This window comes from Mycobacterium sp. NGS56 (assembly GCF_059812425.1).
Map to the genome: position 1 here is coordinate 88,089 of NZ_JCALCQ010000008.1, position 15,561 is coordinate 103,649.

At 66.7% G+C, this 15,561-nt stretch carries 10 protein-coding genes; 3 read left to right on the top strand and 7 right to left on the bottom strand.

The window, feature by feature from the left end; all coding sequences use genetic code 11:
- Nucleotides 1-203: 203 nt before the first annotated feature.
- From AC5Y4F_RS18755 to AC5Y4F_RS18765, 3 genes are all read right to left on the bottom strand, one after another.
- The gene (locus AC5Y4F_RS18755; RefSeq protein ID WP_067940465.1) at nucleotides 204-1,670 is read right to left on the bottom strand and encodes a glutamate synthase subunit beta; all 1,467 of its coding nucleotides are present in this window, start codon (nucleotides 1,668-1,670) and stop codon (nucleotides 204-206) included.
- Complete coding sequence (gene gltB / locus AC5Y4F_RS18760) at nucleotides 1,663-6,246, bottom strand: glutamate synthase large subunit (RefSeq protein ID WP_067940468.1); 4,584 nt, start codon at nucleotides 6,244-6,246, stop codon at nucleotides 1,663-1,665. Before gltB ends, AC5Y4F_RS18755 begins: the two co-directional genes overlap by 8 nt.
- Before the next feature lie 236 nt (nucleotides 6,247-6,482).
- Nucleotides 6,483-6,722 carry a hypothetical protein gene (locus tag AC5Y4F_RS18765; RefSeq protein ID WP_067940470.1) on the bottom strand — a complete coding sequence of 80 codons (240 nt, stop codon included), beginning with the start codon at nucleotides 6,720-6,722 and terminating at the stop codon, nucleotides 6,483-6,485.
- Between the two features lie 165 nt (nucleotides 6,723-6,887).
- Between AC5Y4F_RS18765 and AC5Y4F_RS18770 the strand changes: the two genes are divergently transcribed.
- Nucleotides 6,888-8,108, top strand: a complete 1,221-nt coding sequence (locus AC5Y4F_RS18770; protein ID WP_499997838.1) for a MinD/ParA family ATP-binding protein — start codon at nucleotides 6,888-6,890, stop codon at nucleotides 8,106-8,108.
- On the opposite strand, the gene sigI is transcribed toward AC5Y4F_RS18770, so the two are convergent.
- Nucleotides 8,105-8,962, bottom strand: coding sequence for an RNA polymerase sigma factor SigI (gene sigI, locus AC5Y4F_RS18775; RefSeq protein ID WP_499997839.1), 858 nt, complete (start codon nucleotides 8,960-8,962; stop codon nucleotides 8,105-8,107). The genes AC5Y4F_RS18770 and sigI overlap by 4 nt on opposite strands.
- Before the next feature lie 111 nt (nucleotides 8,963-9,073).
- Here sigI and AC5Y4F_RS18780 point away from each other — a divergent pair, with 111 nt between their 5' ends.
- Both AC5Y4F_RS18780 and AC5Y4F_RS18785 read left to right on the top strand, forming a co-directional pair.
- On the top strand, nucleotides 9,074-9,925 hold the full coding sequence (locus AC5Y4F_RS18780; protein WP_499997840.1) for an NAD(P)H-binding protein: 852 nt from the start codon (nucleotides 9,074-9,076) through the stop codon (nucleotides 9,923-9,925).
- A gap of 1 nt (nucleotide 9,926) precedes the next feature.
- The gene (locus tag AC5Y4F_RS18785) at nucleotides 9,927-10,367 is read left to right on the top strand and encodes a nitroreductase family deazaflavin-dependent oxidoreductase (RefSeq protein ID WP_067940479.1); all 441 of its coding nucleotides are present in this window, start codon (nucleotides 9,927-9,929) and stop codon (nucleotides 10,365-10,367) included.
- Nucleotides 10,368-10,370: 3 nt separating this feature from the next.
- On the opposite strand, the gene eccA is transcribed toward AC5Y4F_RS18785, so the two are convergent.
- The 3 genes from eccA to mycP form a co-directional block, all read right to left on the bottom strand.
- The gene (gene eccA, locus AC5Y4F_RS18790) at nucleotides 10,371-12,230 is read right to left on the bottom strand and encodes a type VII secretion AAA-ATPase EccA (RefSeq protein ID WP_156750246.1); all 1,860 of its coding nucleotides are present in this window, start codon (nucleotides 12,228-12,230) and stop codon (nucleotides 10,371-10,373) included.
- A gap of 103 nt (nucleotides 12,231-12,333) precedes the next feature.
- Nucleotides 12,334-13,944 (bottom strand): type VII secretion protein EccE, encoded by a 1,611-nt coding sequence (eccE, locus tag AC5Y4F_RS18795; RefSeq protein WP_499997841.1) that lies wholly within the window; start codon nucleotides 13,942-13,944, stop codon nucleotides 12,334-12,336.
- Complete coding sequence (mycP, locus tag AC5Y4F_RS18800; RefSeq protein WP_499997875.1) at nucleotides 13,941-15,548, bottom strand: type VII secretion-associated serine protease mycosin; 1,608 nt, start codon at nucleotides 15,546-15,548, stop codon at nucleotides 13,941-13,943. Before mycP ends, eccE begins: the two co-directional genes overlap by 4 nt.
- Nucleotides 15,549-15,561 lie beyond the last annotated feature (13 nt).

The window sequence follows — 15,561 nt, forward strand, 5'->3', positions numbered from 1 at the left end:
ACCAGGCGATTCGCCCCATCCGTGTTCGAGGTAATGGGTGGATATGCACAAGAATCTCTCCTGCGATCAGTCCGTTCAACCGGGAAACCGGTGTGACCCCCATGTGAGCGGGCTCACAACGGGCCATTAGACACCTGACGTCTGGCAAACAGTGGGAGACTCGCCGGACGAAGTCGACGGTGTTTCTGGAGTGACTGATGTTACTACTGAAGCGGCACCGCGGTGGGCTTGATCGGGGCCGGCAGCGCGGTAGCCCCCATCAGGAACCGGTCCGCTGCGGCCGCCGCGGCCCTGCCCTCAGCTATCGCCCAGACGATCAGCGACTGGCCACGACCCATGTCACCGGCAACGAAGACGCCCGGAACCGACGTGTCGAAATCGGCCCCGCGGGCGACGTTGCCGCGCTCGGTGAGTTTCACCTCGAGGTCGGTGAGCAAGCCCTCGGTCTCGGGGCCGACAAATCCCATCGCCAGCAACACCAGGTCGGCCTCGAGTTCGAACTCGGACCCCTCCACCTTGACGAATTTGCCGTCTTGCATGGTCACCTCGTGCGCCTTGAGCGCCGTCACGTGACCGTCTTCGCCGGCGAATTCCTCGGTGTTGACCGAGAACACCCGTTCGCCGCCCTCTTCGTGCGCCGAGGACACCCGGTACATCAGCGGGTAGGTCGGCCACGGGGTGGACGGCGCGCGTGTCTCCGGCGGGCGCGGCATGATCTCGAACTGGTGGATGACGGCCGCGCCCTGCCGGTGCGCGGTGCCCAGGCAGTCGGCGCCGGTGTCCCCGCCACCGATGATGACGACCTTCTTGTCTTTGGCGGTGATCGGCGGCTCCCCGTCGGGGCCCAGCACGTCGTCGCCTTCCTGCACGCGGTTACCCCACGGCAAATATTCCATCGCCTGGTGGATGCCCTGCAGTTCGCGGCCGGGGATCGGCAGATCGCGCGCTGCCGTGGCACCGCCGGCCAGCACCACGGCGTCGAACTCGGCACGCAGTTGCTCGGCGGTGATGTCGACACCGACATTGACCCCGACGCGGAATTCGGTTCCCTCGGCCCGCATTTGGTCCAGCCGGCGGTCCAGGACGCGCTTTTCCATCTTGAATTCCGGGATGCCGTAGCGCAGCAGTCCACCGATGCGATCGGCCCGCTCGAACACGGTGACCGTATGGCCGGCGCGGGTCAGCTGCTGGGCGGCGGCCAAACCCGCCGGACCGGAACCGACCACGGCGACCTTCTTCCCGGTCTTCGTGTCCGGCGGTAACGGCCGCACCCAGCCCTCGTCGAAGGCCTTGTCGATGATCTCCAGCTCGATCTGCTTGATCGTCACCGGATCCTGGTTGATGCCGAGCACGCAGGCAGGTTCGCAGGGAGCCGGGCACAGCCGCCCGGTGAAATCCGGAAAGTTGTTGGTGGCGTGTAACCGTTCGATGGCATCGCGCCACCGGTCCCTGCGCACCAGGTCGTTCCATTCCGGAATCAGGTTGCCTAGCGGGCAACCGTTGTGGCAGAACGGAATACCGCAGTCCATGCAGCGGGTCGCCTGTTCGCGCAGGGTCTCGTTGTCGAATTCTTCGTAGACCTCGTGCCAGTCGCGCAACCGCAGCGGGACAGGCCGGCGCTTCGGCAGTTCCCGATGCGGGTATTTCAGGAAGCCGCTCGGATCAGCCATGCGCGGCCGCCATGATCGCCTTGTCGACATCCACCCCGTCGCGTTCCGCTTCGGCGATGGCCTGCAGTACCCGCTTGTAGTCCCGCGGCATCACCTTGGTGAAGTGTCGCCGGTGTTGCGGCCAATCACCCAGAATGCGCTGGCCGATAGCGGAATCGGTGGCATCAACGTGTGCCTGGATCATGCCGTGCAACCACTCGTAGTCATCTTCGTCCAAGCTCTCGAGCTCGACCATCTCCGCGTTGAGATTGCCTGGGAATTCGCCCTGCGGATCGTAAATGTAGGCCGCGCCGCCGGACATCCCGGCCGCGAAGTTGCGGCCGGTGCGACCGAGGACGACCACCTTGCCGCCGGTCATGTATTCGCAACCGTGGTCGCCGACACCCTCGACGACGGCGTGCGCCCCGGAGTTACGGACGGCGAACCGCTCGCCGACGACGCCGCGCAGGTACACCTCGCCGCTGGTCGCGCCGAACAGGATCACGTTGCCGCCGATGATGTTGTCCTCGGCGACGTAGTCCGAAGGCGCGTCATCCGAGGGCCGAACGACGATCCTCCCACCGGACAGGCCCTTGCCCACATAGTCGTTGGCGTCGCCGTAGACGCGCAGGGTGATGCCCCGCGGCACAAACGCACCGAAGCTGTTGCCCGCCGAGCCATCGAAGGTGATGTCGATGGTTCCGTCCGGCAACCCTTGTCCGCCATAGGCTTTGGTAACCTCATGGCCAAGCATGGTGCCCACCGTGCGGTTGACGTTGCTGATCGTCGTGGAGAACCGGACCGGCGTTCCGGAGTCCAGCGCCTCGCGGCTCATCACGATCAACTGCTGGTCGAGCGCCTTATCCAGACCGTGGTCTTGGCGCGAGCTGCAGTAGAGGTCCTGGTTCATGAACGCCGATTCCGGCTCGTGCAGCACCGGAGTCAGATCCAGCCGGTGTGCCTTCCAGTGGGCCCGCGCCAGCGTCATGTCCAAGGAGTTCACCTGGCCGACCGCCTCGTTGAGCGTGCGGAATCCCAATTGCGCCATGTATTCGCGCACCTCTTCGGCGATGAACATGAAGAAGTTCTCGACGAATTCGGGCTTGCCGGTGAAGCGTTCGCGCAGCACCGGGTTTTGGGTGGCCACGCCGACGGGGCAGGTGTCCAGGTGGCAAACCCGCATCATGATGCAGCCGGAGACCACCAGCGGCGCGGTGGCGAAGCCGAATTCCTCGGCGCCGAGCAGCGCGGCGATCATCACGTCGCGGCCCGTCTTGAGCTGGCCGTCGACCTGAACCACGATCCGGTCGCGTAACCCGTTCAGCAGCAACGTCTGCTGCGTCTCGGCCAGTCCCAGCTCCCACGGAGCCCCCGCGTGCTTCATAGAGGTCAGCGGCGTCGCGCCGGTGCCGCCGTCGTGCCCGGAGATCAGCACCACGTCGGCATGGGCTTTGGACACACCCGCGGCGACCGTGCCGACACCGTTTTCGGAGACGAGCTTGACGTGCACCCGCGCGGACGGGTTGGCGTTCTTCAGGTCGTGGATCAGCTGCGCCAGGTCCTCGATGGAATAGATGTCGTGGTGCGGTGGCGGCGAAATCAGCCCCACGCCCGGGGTGGAGTGCCGTACTTCGGCAACCCACGGGTACACCTTGTGCCCCGGAAGCTGGCCGCCCTCACCGGGTTTCGCACCTTGGGCCATCTTGATCTGGATGTCGGTGCAGTTTGTCAGGTAGTGCGACGTGACGCCGAAGCGCCCGGAGGCGACCTGCTTGATCGAGCTGCGCCGCCAATCGCCATTGGGATCGCGGTCGAACCGCTTGACGTCTTCGCCGCCTTCACCGCTGTTGGACCGGCCGCCCAACCGGTTCATCGCGATGGCCAGCGTCTCATGCGCCTCGGCGGAGATCGAGCCGTAGCTCATCGCCCCGGTCGAGAAGCGCTTGACGATCTCACTGGCGGGCTCGACCTCCTCCACGGGAATCGGGGGATTGACCCCGGCCCGGAACTTGAGCAGGCCGCGCAGCGATGCCATCCGCTCGCTCTGGTCGTCGACCAGCCGGGTGTAGTCCTTGAACACCTTGTACTGGCCGGTGCGCGTCGCGTGCTGCAGCTTGAAGACGGTCTCCGGGTTGAACAGGTGGTATTCGCCTTCGCGGCGCCACTGGTATTCCCCACCCACCTCGAGCTCGCGGTGGGCCCGCTCGTCCGGGCGGTCCAGGTAGGCCAGCGCGTGCCGGGCGGCGACGTCGGCGGCGATGTCGTCCAGGGTGACGCCGCCGATCGGACAACTCAAGCCGGTGAAGTACTCGCTTAGCACGTCCTCGGAAATGCCGACCGCCTGGAACAACTGAGCACCGGTGTAGGACGCCACCGTCGAAATGCCCATCTTGGACATGACTTTCAGCACGCCCTTGCCGGCGGCCTTGATGTAGTTGCTCAGCGCCGTCTTGCGGTCGATTCCTTCGATCACGCCGCGATCGAGCATGTCCTCGATGGACTCGAACGCCATGTACGGGTTGATCGCCGCGGCACCGAAGCCGACCAGCGCGGCCATGTGGTGGACCTCTCGGGCGTCACCGGTTTCCACCACCAGACCGACGTGAGTGCGGGTCCGGTCGCGCACCAGGTGGTGGTGCACCCCCGCCACCGCGAGCAGCGACGGGATGGGCGCCATCCGTTCGTCGGATTCGCGGTCGGACAGGATGATCACTCGCGCGCCGTCAGCGATCGCCGCGGACGCCTGCGCGCGCACCTCCTCGAGCGCGGTCGCCAGCCCGGCGCCGCCCTCTGCGACGGGATACAGACACCGAATCACCTTGGAGCGCATGCCATGCGGGCGACCATTGACCTCGTCATCGGGGTTGAGGTTGATCAGCTTCGCCAGTTCCCGGTTGCGCAGAATCGGCTGTGACAGCGCGATCTGATGACACGAGCGCTCGGTCGGCGTGAGCAGGTCGCGCTCGCCGCCGGTGGTGCCTTGCAGACTGGTCACCACCTCCTCGCGGATCGCATCCAGCGGCGGGTTGGTCACCTGTGCGAAGAGCTGGTGGAAGTAGTCGTAGAGCATCCGGGGCCGCTGCGAGAGCACTGCCACCGGGGTGTCGGTGCCCATCGACCCGATCGGCTCGGCGCCGCTGCGGACCATCGGCGCGACCAAGAGGTTGAGTTCTTCGTAGGTGTAGCCGAATATCTGCTGGCGCTTGACGAGGCGGTCATGGGGCATCCGCTTGTAGTTGCCCTGCGGCAGGTCATCGAGCGGGACCAGGTTCCTGTCCAGCCACTCCTGGTACGGGTGCTCGGCGGACAGCTCCGCTTTGATCTCCTCGTCGGAGACGATGCGGCCCTGCGCGGTGTCCACCAGGAACATGCGCCCGGGCTGCAACCGCATCCGGCGGACCACCTTGGCCGGATCCAGGTCCAGCACACCGGCCTCGGACGCCATGACGACCAAGCCGTCTTCGGTGACCCAGATTCGCGAGGGGCGCAAACCATTACGGTCCAGCACGGCGCCGATGACGGTTCCGTCGGTGAACGTGATCGATGCGGGGCCGTCCCACGGCTCCATCAACGAGGCGTGGTACTGGTAGAACGCCCGTCGCGCGGGGTCCATCGACTCGTTGCGCTCCCAGGCCTCGGGGATCATCATCAACACCGCGTGGGCCAGGCTGCGTCCGCCTAAATGGAGAAGTTCGAGCACCTCATCGAAACGCGCGGTGTCGGACGCCCCCGGCGTACAGATCGGGTACAACTTCTCGACGTCGGCTTCGGCTCCGAAAATGTCGGTCTTGATCAGCGCCTCGCGGGCCCGCATCCAGTTCTCGTTACCGGTGACGGTGTTGATCTCACCGTTGTGCGCGACGCGGCGGAATGGATGTGCCAGCGGCCACGACGGGAAGGTGTTGGTGGAGAACCGGGAGTGCACGATACCCAGCGCGCTGGTCAACCGATCGTCTTGCAGGTCAAGATAAAAAGCCTTGAGCTGGGGCGTGGTCAGCATGCCCTTGTAGACGAGAGTCTGACCGGAAAGGCTTGGGAAATAGACGGTTTCGCGGCCGGGACCGTCTTGTCCGGGCCCCTTGGTGCCAAGTTCGTGTTCGGCGCGCTTACGCACTATGTAGGCGCGGCGCTCCAGCGTCATGCCGGATGCGCCTGCCATGAATACCTGCCGGAAGGTGGGCATCGCGTCGCGGGACAACGCGCCCAGTGACGAGTCGTCGATCGGCACGTTGCGCCAGCCCAGCACCGTCAGGCCCTCGGCTTCGGCGATCTTCTCCACCGCGGCACACGCCGTCGCGGCGTCCTTGGACGACTGCGGCAGGAACGCGATGCCGGTGGCGTAGCTGCCCTCCGCGGGCAACTCGAAGTCGACGACCCCGCGCAGAAAGGCGTCCGGGACCTGAAGCATGATGCCGGCGCCGTCACCACTGCGAGGTTCGGCGCCCTGGGCACCCCGGTGCTCGAGGTTCAGCAGCGCGGTGATTGCCTTCTCCACGATGTCGCGGCTACGACGGCCGTGCATATCGACGACCATGGCAACCCCGCACGAGTCGTGCTCGAACGCGGGGTTGTATAACCCGACGCGCTTGGGCGTCATATGCACCTGACCCTTCACCTGAACGTTCTGCGCGGCCGTTAGCAGCGGCCCCGACGAGGTCGCACCCCAAGGTTGCGGGCTAGAACCCCTTCGGTCTTGTCTCGATGGGCTGTACCCCAGGTGGAGGTGATCCTGCTAGGGAGGTCCGTGCAGCTTTGAACGGTGGCCTGGAACCGGTCTCGACAAGTCGTAAAACGATATGACAATACCCGCCTGACATGCCAACTTCCTAAAGTCTAGCCGCCAGCCGGCAGCGCCGTAAATTTCGCTGCTGGGGTGGGACTCCAATTATGCCCGCCGCCCGCCGGGGCGACGAATTCTTCCCACAGCTGCGCGTATTCCAGGCCGTCCTGGTCGGGGCAGGCTAGTCCGGTGAGTTTGCTGACGGCCACGTCGGGATGATTGACGATGTCGCCAAGCGCCGGTGTGCGCGTGCTCAGCGCCCCGCCCGGCGTGTCTCGGCAGTCCGAAGCCACGCGAGGCGGAGTTTGCACGTTCGCGCACCGAACACGGCAGGAGATACTGGACGGGATTGATCACACCCCGGCGTCACGGGTTGGACGGTGGCGCTTATCACGTAATACGTTCGTCGCCACCGGTCCATCGGCGCGACAATCGACCACCTGGCACGCGAGGAGCCCATGAACGAGCGCGACGAATTCCTGCGGGACCGTCTGCAGCCCGAACGGCCGAGCACCCCCGCACCACACCCGTCCGGGCCCTTCCCGCAGCAGCCCCACCCCGCACCCCAAGAGTCCCGGTCCGCCACTCCTCCGGTCGCCCAGCGGCCCGCTCCCCCGCGTCCGCCATCGGCTTCTTCTCCGGCGCCGCCGCACGGCTGGTCGCCACCTACTCAGCCGGCTCCGCCATCGTTCCGGCCGCCGACCCATCCCCCACCGCAGCAGCCGCTCCGCACGGCTTTCCAGCCGAATTTCAAGCGGGGCGGCGGGGAGTTGCCCGACCGCGGTTGGCGGCGTGCCCTGCGGCTGGCCGCCTTCGGCCTGATCACCCTCGGACCGTCGCCCGCCCAGCAGCAGGAGGCGGAGTTCGAAGCCGCCATCCGGACCCGCCTCCATGGCAACTACAAGGTCGGTGTGCTGGGCAAGGGCGGCGTGGGAAAGACATCGGTGGCCGCAAGCGTGGCATCACTGTTCGCCACACTCCGCCGGCACGATGACGTCGTGGCCATCGACGCCGACACCGCCTTCGGCCGGCTGAGCAGCCGGATCGATCCGGCGTCTACGGGCTCGTTCTGGGAGCTCACCGCCGACAAGAACCTCCGGTCCTTCCATGATGTGGCGGCGCGGCTGGGCCGTAATCCCGCGGGTCTGCACGTGCTCGGCGGCGAACCGGCGTCGGGCCCGCGCCGGGTGCTCGATCCAGCGATCTACCGGGAAGCCGCGCTGCGGCTGGACCGCCATTTCACAATCTCGGTCATCGACTGTGGTTCGACGATGGACTCGCCGCTCACCCAGGAAGTCCTGCGCGACCTCGATGCTCTGATCGTGGTGTCTTCGCCCTGGGCCGACGGCGCATCCGCCGCGGCGCGGACCATGGAGTGGCTGGCCGATCACGGCTTCACCACGCTGCTGCAGCACAGCATCGTGGTACTCAACGATTCCGACGGGCATGCCGACAAACGCACCCGGGCCCTGCTCGCCCGCGAGTTCGCCGATCACGGCCGCCCGGTCATCGAAGTGCCGTTCGACCCGCATCTGCGGCCCGGCGGCGTGATCGACGTCGGCCACGAGATGGCGCCGGCCACGCGCCGCAAGTTCCTCGAGGTCACCGCGGCCATCGCCGGCTACTTCGCGGCCCGTCCCGACGGCGCGAAAGAGCGTCCAGCTCAGAAGCAGGACTAAGCCCGCGCCGATGGGTCGGCGATCGCCTCGATCTTGCACACCCGGGATTCGCGGATGGTCAGCACGATGACGGCGAACAGGCGCCGTTCGCTGAAGGCCAGCAGCACCGGTCCCCCGGCGGGGCCGCTGACCAGGGTCACGTCCGGCCACAGGTAGCGCAACAGGTTGGTCGCCACGGCATCTGGCCCGTGGTTGATCTGTGGTGGGGGTGCCGGGTCCGCGAGGATCGTGCCCACGCCCCATACCGTCGGATCCAGGACCGCGGCCAACGCTTGGAGATCACCGTTGGCGCATGCGGTGATGAACTTTTCGGTGACCATCCGGTGCTCTGCCGGCGTGACGTCGGTCAGGTTCGGTTGCGCGGCATGAAATTTCGACCGTGCGCGCCGTGCCAGCTGACGGCAGGTACCGACCGGGCGGCCCACCGTTTGCGAGATCGAGTCGAAGGGGACGCCGAATACGTCGTGCAGCACGAAGGCGACTCGTTCACCGGGACTGAGCCTGCGCAATACTTCGAGCAGCGCGACGCGGATCTCGTCATCGAGGGTGACCCGGTCGGCCGGGTCGAAGCGCCGCGGTGCCGGTTGCTCGTCGACGTCGCCGGGGCGCTCGTACCGGGCCCGGGCCGAGCGCACCTGGTCGAGACAGAGGCGGCTCGCCACCACGGTCAGCCAGCCGCGCGCGTCTTCGATCTCGTTGACGTCGGCCCGCGAAAGCCGCAGAAAGGCCTCCTGCGCAATGTCTTCGGCCTCGCCGATATCACCCAGCATCTGGTAGGCGAGGTTGACCAGATACGGGCGGTGGCGACGCCAGGCCTCGCTGACCTGATCGCTGGCGGACGGCGACTGGTTCATGACTCTTCGACGATTTGTTGAGGCAAAAAGTTACGCCGTTCGCGATGTAACTTTCCCACCTTTTGCCCCGTCGTTTCAGCAGTGCGAGAAGTTCACGGAAGGAACCCACTCATGACTATCGTCGTCACCGGTGCGACCGGCAACGTCGGCCGTCCACTCGTCGCCGAACTGCTCGCCGCGGGAGCCCGAGTTCGGGCGGTCACCCGACAGCCGGCGCCGGCCGGCCTTCCCCCGAACGTGGCGGTGTTCGGTTCGGCCACCGCCGCGCTTTCGGGTGCCTCCGCGGTGTTTCTGAACTCGCGTGCGCTGGGCGGGGAGTTGGAAGAAGTGGTGGAGCACTGCGGACGGGCCGGAGTCACCAAGCTGGTCGCGTTGTCGGCGATCAATGCCGACGATGATGTCAGTCGGCAGCCGTCCCGGTTTCGCGGTGACCGCAACAGGGAGGTCGAACGTCTGGCGGTCGATTCCGGCCTGTCCTGGGTGAGCCTGCGGCCCACGGTGTTCGCGACGAATTTCGCCGGCATGTGGTCGGCGCAGATCCGCGCCGGCGACGTGGTCGCCGGGCCGTACGCCGCCGCATCGACCGCGCCGATCGTCGAGACCGACATCGCCGGCGTAGCGGCGCACGCGTTGCTCACCGATGAACTTGTCGGACAGCGGATCCCGTTGACCGGTCCCCGTGCGTTCACCAACGCGGAACTGGTCGAGGTAATCGGCGCTGTTCTGGGCCGGACGCTGCAGTATCGCGAAATCCCCGCTGAGGCGGTGCGGCAACGGTTTATCGGGTTGGGGTTCGGAGCCGGATTCGCCGACGCCTACATCGCGATGCTCGGCGCGACGCTCGACGAGCCCGCGCTGGTCACACCCGATGTCGAGAAGATCCTCGGCCGTCCGGCAGTTCCGTTCGCGCACTGGGTTTTCGAACACCGCGGAATGTTCGACAACGAGAAAGTCGGAATCTGAGATGACCGATCCGCGTCCTCCGCGCTACCTCAAGCCGATGAACAAGTTCATGATGGCGGTGCAACGGCTCGGGATTCCGACCGGGCCCGCAATGGTTCTCACCGTGCCCGGCCGCAAGTCGGGTCAGCCGCGCAGCACTCCGATGACCCCTTTCCATTTCCAGGGTGGCCTGTACGTGGTGGCCGGGTATCCCGGCGCAGACTGGGCGGCGAATGCCCGGGCCGCTGGCATTGGCACGCTCAGCCGGGGCCGGCGTTCACGTTCGGTCCGGATCGTCGAACTGTCCCCCGGCGAGGCCCGGCCGGTGCTGCGGGCCTTCCCCACCGAAGTCCCGGTGGGTGTGGCGTTTGCGAAACGGTCGGGGATGGTGCGCGACGGAACGGCCGACGAATTCGAAGCGCTGGCGGGCCGGCTCGCCGTTTTCCGCTTCGAGCCGGCGTAGCCGTCACCAGACGATGGCCGCCATGTCGCGGTTGTCCGAACACACGCTGCGCACCGCGGCCTGCAGGTCGGCCGCGGTAATGATTTGCAGGTCCTCCACGGTCACCGGTTGACCCGCGCGCTTCTGTGCGACCACTCGGGTGTCACGAAAGCCCTCGGCGCGTTCGACGACGTTGCGGGCGAACCTGCCGTTCTGCATGGCATCGATGCCGTGGCGCCCGCCCGGGGTGGTGTAGTTGCGGATGGTCGTGGCCGCGTCCAAGAACGATTCGCGTGCACCCGAGTCGAGCAAGCTGGCGCGCGGCGTGGCGTAGCGATGTGCGATCTCGACGATCTCCGCCGGCGAGTAGGACTCGAAGCGGAGCTTGCGGTTGAACCTGCCGGCCAATCCCGGGTTCACGGTAAGGAACGCATCCACTTGGTCTTCGTAGCCGGCACCGATGAAACAGAAGTCGAATCGGTGAACCTCCAACGCAACCAGGAGTTGGTTCACGGCCTCCATGCCGATCATGTCGGGTGTGCCGTCCTGATGGCGCTCGATCAGGGAATAGAACTCATCCATGAAAATAATTCGACCAAGCGACTTTTCGATCAGTTCATTGGTCTTGGGCCCGGATTCGCCGATGAAGTGGCCGCAGAAATCCGATCGGCGCACCTCACGGATCTCGGGGTGCCGCACGATTCCCATGCCGGCATAGATCTTGCCCAAGGCTTCCGCGGTGGTTGTTTTGCCGGTACCGGGCGGGCCGACCAGCAGCATGTGATTGGTCTGGCCCTCCACCGGCAGGCCGTGCTCGAGCCGCATTGTTCGCACTTCGAGTTGATCTTCCAGCGCAGCGACCGCTTCCTTCACCGCCGCCAGTCCCACCTGGTTGGCCAGCAGCTCGCGGCCCTCGGCCAACAGCTCGGCGCGTCGATCGTTGGCGGCGTCGTCATCGAGTTCGTCGCGGCTCTTGGCCGACGACGCGTCCCATCTGTCGGTGCGGCGGTCGATGGTTTGCTCGTCGGTCACGACCAGGTGCAGGTTCGGGTCGGCCAGCGCTTCTTTGGCCGCCTCGGTCAACACGCCGTTGATGGTGGCCTTGGAAAGCCAGATCTGGGCCTTGTCCTCCTCGCGCAGCTGCCGGTGCACCATCCCCCGCACGTAGGCCAGATCGGCGACGAGCAGCGGAATGTCGGCCGGGCCGATCGAGGCCGTCAACACATCGGAGTCGAAGCGTGACGACGACTGGGTGTGGCCGATCACGTCCACCCGGTCGAGCCAGTCCAGCGCGACCCGGCCCTGCCCGAGGTGGGCGGCAGCGTGGGCTGCCAGCGCGCAAATCGACGCCGTGACAGCCGACATCACGATGGCGTGGGCGGGCAGCTCCTCGGCGGCGGTCAGCAGCACGTCCGGCCAGCGTTGCGCGCGGTACATCAAAAACGTTCGGGCCAATTGGTGCCACTGGTAGTTGGTCCACGAGTCCAGCAGGTCTGGGTTGGCCAGCAGCTTGTCGGCCTCGGCGTATTCCCCGGCGATCGTCAACGCGGACGCCAACGCCAGCCCGACCTGTGATGCGTCGGTGACGGTGATGCCGATGTAGGGGCCCAGCTGGATCTCCGCGGCCAGTGTCTGCCCGATGCGGGTGGTCTCGCGGTGTAACCATTCGCTCGTGACGTAGAGCTGGCGCAACGACGCCAGGTCGTTGTCACCGCACGCGATGCGCCCCAGCCACGCATCGGCCATCGACTTGTCGGCGTCGGTGGCGGCAACGAACTCGGGTAGCGCCGCCGCGCGGCCCTGCTGACTCTTGATCGCCATGGCACGGTCGAAATGTCTTCGGGCCGTTTGTAAATCACCCACCGCATCCCCCATTCCGGATATGGTCTCCGAGGTTGCAGGCAGCCGTCCACAGCCCTTTCGGGTTAGCACCGCAACCGGTCCGTGCGCCTATCACACTGTGCCTCGAACTCGCCCAACCGACCTGCTATGTGCCGACCGACATGCTTACCGGCTCGAGGCTGACGTAGCGGTTCTCGGCGCGGAACATGTCCATCTCGACAAGCCAATCCTGTCCTGCTGCACTGACATTCACCGCCGCCTGGCCGATCTGCTCGATGATCACCTCAAACCCGTGCCGTTGCGCTTCGGAGAGCGTGACGCCCGCGGGTGCGACGGTGATCACGGTCGCCGGTCGCGGAGTGGGTGAGATCGCAGCCTCGACACCTCCGCCTTCGGCCGCGCCGAAACCGCTACCCCGTTTCGCCGCGTATTCCACCACGCTCACCGTGGTCCGTGGTGCGGGACGTGAGCTGCTGACGACGCTGATCTCCGGCATGCGCACGCTAACCCAGCGCGACATGTCACGGGTGTGCACGCAGACCCGTTCGCCGGCGCCGGCGGTGCGGATCACGAGTCGCTTGGCGACCGGGTCGTCCGCTGCAACGAACACACGCGACAGTTCACCGGCGTCGGTAACCGGCATAAGCAGCCGATCACCGTTGCTCAGTTTGCCGATCAGGACGCCCGACGGTCCGATCTCGGTGACCAGTTGTGCGGGCAACGGGCTGCGCCGAATGCCCCGCAGGTGGGGAAGGGGACCGCACATGTTCGTGGCCGCGGCAGCTGCCTGCTCGCCGTTGAGCCGGCGCAGAATCACGCTGGGCGGCGTCGGTGCGGGCGTCGGTGTGCGCACGGTGATCGTCGCGGTGCATTGGCCGTCGGAAAACACCGTGACGTTCTGGATGACCTCGTCGGCGCGCAACGTCCACGCCTGCGAGAGGTTGCGTGACGTGATCGCCTCGGCCGGGTATGCGTAGGTGGTCATCCAACCCGCTTCTCCGCGTATGGCTTTCCATCTCTGCACGTTTCCCGACACCGCGTCTCGTCCGAGCCGCCGATCGAGCTCGACAAGGTCTGTGGCGGTGGCCACCTTCGCCCGCAATCCTTGGCAGCGCAACCGCCCCGCGATGCGTTGTGCGGCTGAAATGGCCGCCGCGCCAACGGTCGTGCGCCAGAAGAGGGCCTGGGCGTTGTCGATCACCGCCAGCCGCATGATCAGCCATGTCTCGCGGCGGCCCGCGTAGGGGGGCGTCCCTATCTCCGAGTCGTACACTCGGGGGAAGTCTCCGGTGGTGCCGTGCCGAGAACCGATGGTGACGACGCTGATCGAATCGAGCTCCAGGCCCAACGCCTGGCGCAGCATCGGCACCAATTCGACGATGTCGAGCACGTTTTCGGTCTCGACCGTCACCGAGCCGGTCACCATGGTCGCTCGGTGACCCCTGCCGAGAAGCTGCACCGCGGCCACGGCGACACCGTCTTGCACGCGGACCCCGCCACCGGATCGGTTGTTGGCCACGGTGATCGGTGCAGTCCAGTCGATCGGGCGCCGGCCACGCCGCCACAAGACGGCCCACGACCACGCCGGCTGACCCCACCACCGCACAAAGACCAGCGCGATCCCCACCGCCACGGCGGCAGCCGAGCCGATGTACCCGGCCACAAGCCAACCGGCGAATGCGAGAACGAACACCACCCACACGCCGAACACCCGCCGGTTGCTGCCGCGGCTGAAGCCGGTCAGGTCGGGCCTCATCGAGCCCTCCGCAGTCGCGCCGCGATCGCGAACACCAATACACCGGCAGCCACGACCCCCAGGAATCCGATGGCGATGTTGCGTGCCCGGTGGTCGGGCGGCGGGGGCGGCTGGGCCGGGGTGATGACCCGGCTTTGGGCTCCGGGGGGCATCCGCTCGCCCGGCGGGATGTTGAAGGTCAACGCGGCCACCGGGTCCACCAAGCCGTACCCGACCTTATTGTCAACGCCTGCAGGCGGATTGTGCGCCGATTGCACGATCCGGTTTATCACCTGATGCGCGCTGAGGTCGGGGAATTTCGCCCGTACCAACGCCGCGACGCCGCTGACGTAGGCCGCCGAGAAACTGGTTCCCCAGAACGGCATGTTCTTCTCGCCCGGCCGCGACGGCGGGTAGGCATTGACCGGGCCGCCGCCTTGGGGCGAGAGGCCCATGATGTGGGTTCCGGGCGCGGCCACACCGACCCAGGGACCCGACATGCTCTTGTCGAGCGGGGCACCGCTGGCGTCAACCGCGCCCACCGATAGGACGTAATCGGAAAACCACGACGGCGCCGAGATGATCTTGACCTGATGCCAGTCCCGGGGATCCGATGGGTCAAGTGGGTCGTACATCGGATTGTTGTTACACCCGGCTTCCCCATCGTTGCCTGCGGCCGCGACGATCACCGCATCCTTCGTGGTCGACGCGTACCACAGCGCCGCACCCAACGCTCGCTGATCGGCCGGGGAGGCGGCGGGCAGGCAGGCGGTGACCGAAACGTTGATCACCTTGGCCCCCATGTTCGCGGCGTGAACCACCGCGCGCGCAACCGAATTCAGCGTTCCGGCCTTCACCTTCTCGTCGGAGTACGGGTCTGCCGGCGGCGGATTGACCGGTTCGAAGGCGCGTGACGATTGCCGGATCGAGATGATGGTCGCGTGCGGCGCCACCCCCACCACCCCGTCGGGTGCTCCCGGGGGAAGGGGCGGTACCGCGGGTTCGTCCTCGGTTTGTGGATCGGCGGGGCCGTTCGACGCGGCGGTGGCGCCGCCGCCCTCCGGCGGCGGGGGCGGCGGCGGTGGTGGCGGCGGCGGAAGGACCTGGGTGATCGTCACCGGCGGCGGCGGGGGCGGGGGCGCCACCGGGGGTGGTACCTCGACCGGTGGGGGCGGTGCGCCGGCGGCCGGCGGCGGACCGGCCGGCGGAGGAAATGCCGGCGTGGCGGGCATCGGCCGTGGCATCGGCAGAATCCCTTGTGGTGCAGCGCCGATGATCGAGCTGACGATCGTGCCGTGGGCGTCACAGTCCGACAGGCCGTCCTCGCCCATGATGTAATCGCCACCGGGTACCACCGGTAGCCGCGGGTTCGGCGACACTCCCGTGTCGATCACCGCCACGGGCACACCGTTACCGGTGCTGTATTGCCACGCCCTGCTGATGTTCAGCATGTTGATACCCGGGGCCATTTGCGCCACATCGGGGTTTCTCACGGTGATCGGGGTCGAGCAGCTGTTGGCGCGGCGCATCGGCTGGTCCGGCCTTGGCGGCCCATCCGGCGGAACCATCCCCGGATCCACCGAGGGTGGCGTAATGGCAAATGCGGCAGGGATATTGGCTGACATCGCGACCAGGGCG

Coding starts and splice junctions, on each gene's coding strand:
- mycP (WP_499997875.1), bottom strand. CDS start 15,548: ATGTCAGCCAATATCCCTGCCGCATTTGCCATTACGCCACCCTCGGTG.
- sigI (WP_499997839.1), bottom strand. CDS start 8,962: ATGAACCAGTCGCCGTCCGCCAGCGATCAGGTCAGCGAGGCCTGGCGT.
- AC5Y4F_RS18755 (WP_067940465.1), bottom strand. CDS start 1,670: ATGGCTGATCCGAGCGGCTTCCTGAAATACCCGCATCGGGAACTGCCG.
- eccE (WP_499997841.1), bottom strand. CDS start 13,944: ATGAGGCCCGACCTGACCGGCTTCAGCCGCGGCAGCAACCGGCGGGTG.
- AC5Y4F_RS18785 (WP_067940479.1), top strand. CDS start 9,927: ATGACCGATCCGCGTCCTCCGCGCTACCTCAAGCCGATGAACAAGTTC.
- gltB (WP_067940468.1), bottom strand. CDS start 6,246: ATGACGCCCAAGCGCGTCGGGTTATACAACCCCGCGTTCGAGCACGAC.
- AC5Y4F_RS18770 (WP_499997838.1), top strand. CDS start 6,888: ATGAACGAGCGCGACGAATTCCTGCGGGACCGTCTGCAGCCCGAACGG.
- AC5Y4F_RS18780 (WP_499997840.1), top strand. CDS start 9,074: ATGACTATCGTCGTCACCGGTGCGACCGGCAACGTCGGCCGTCCACTC.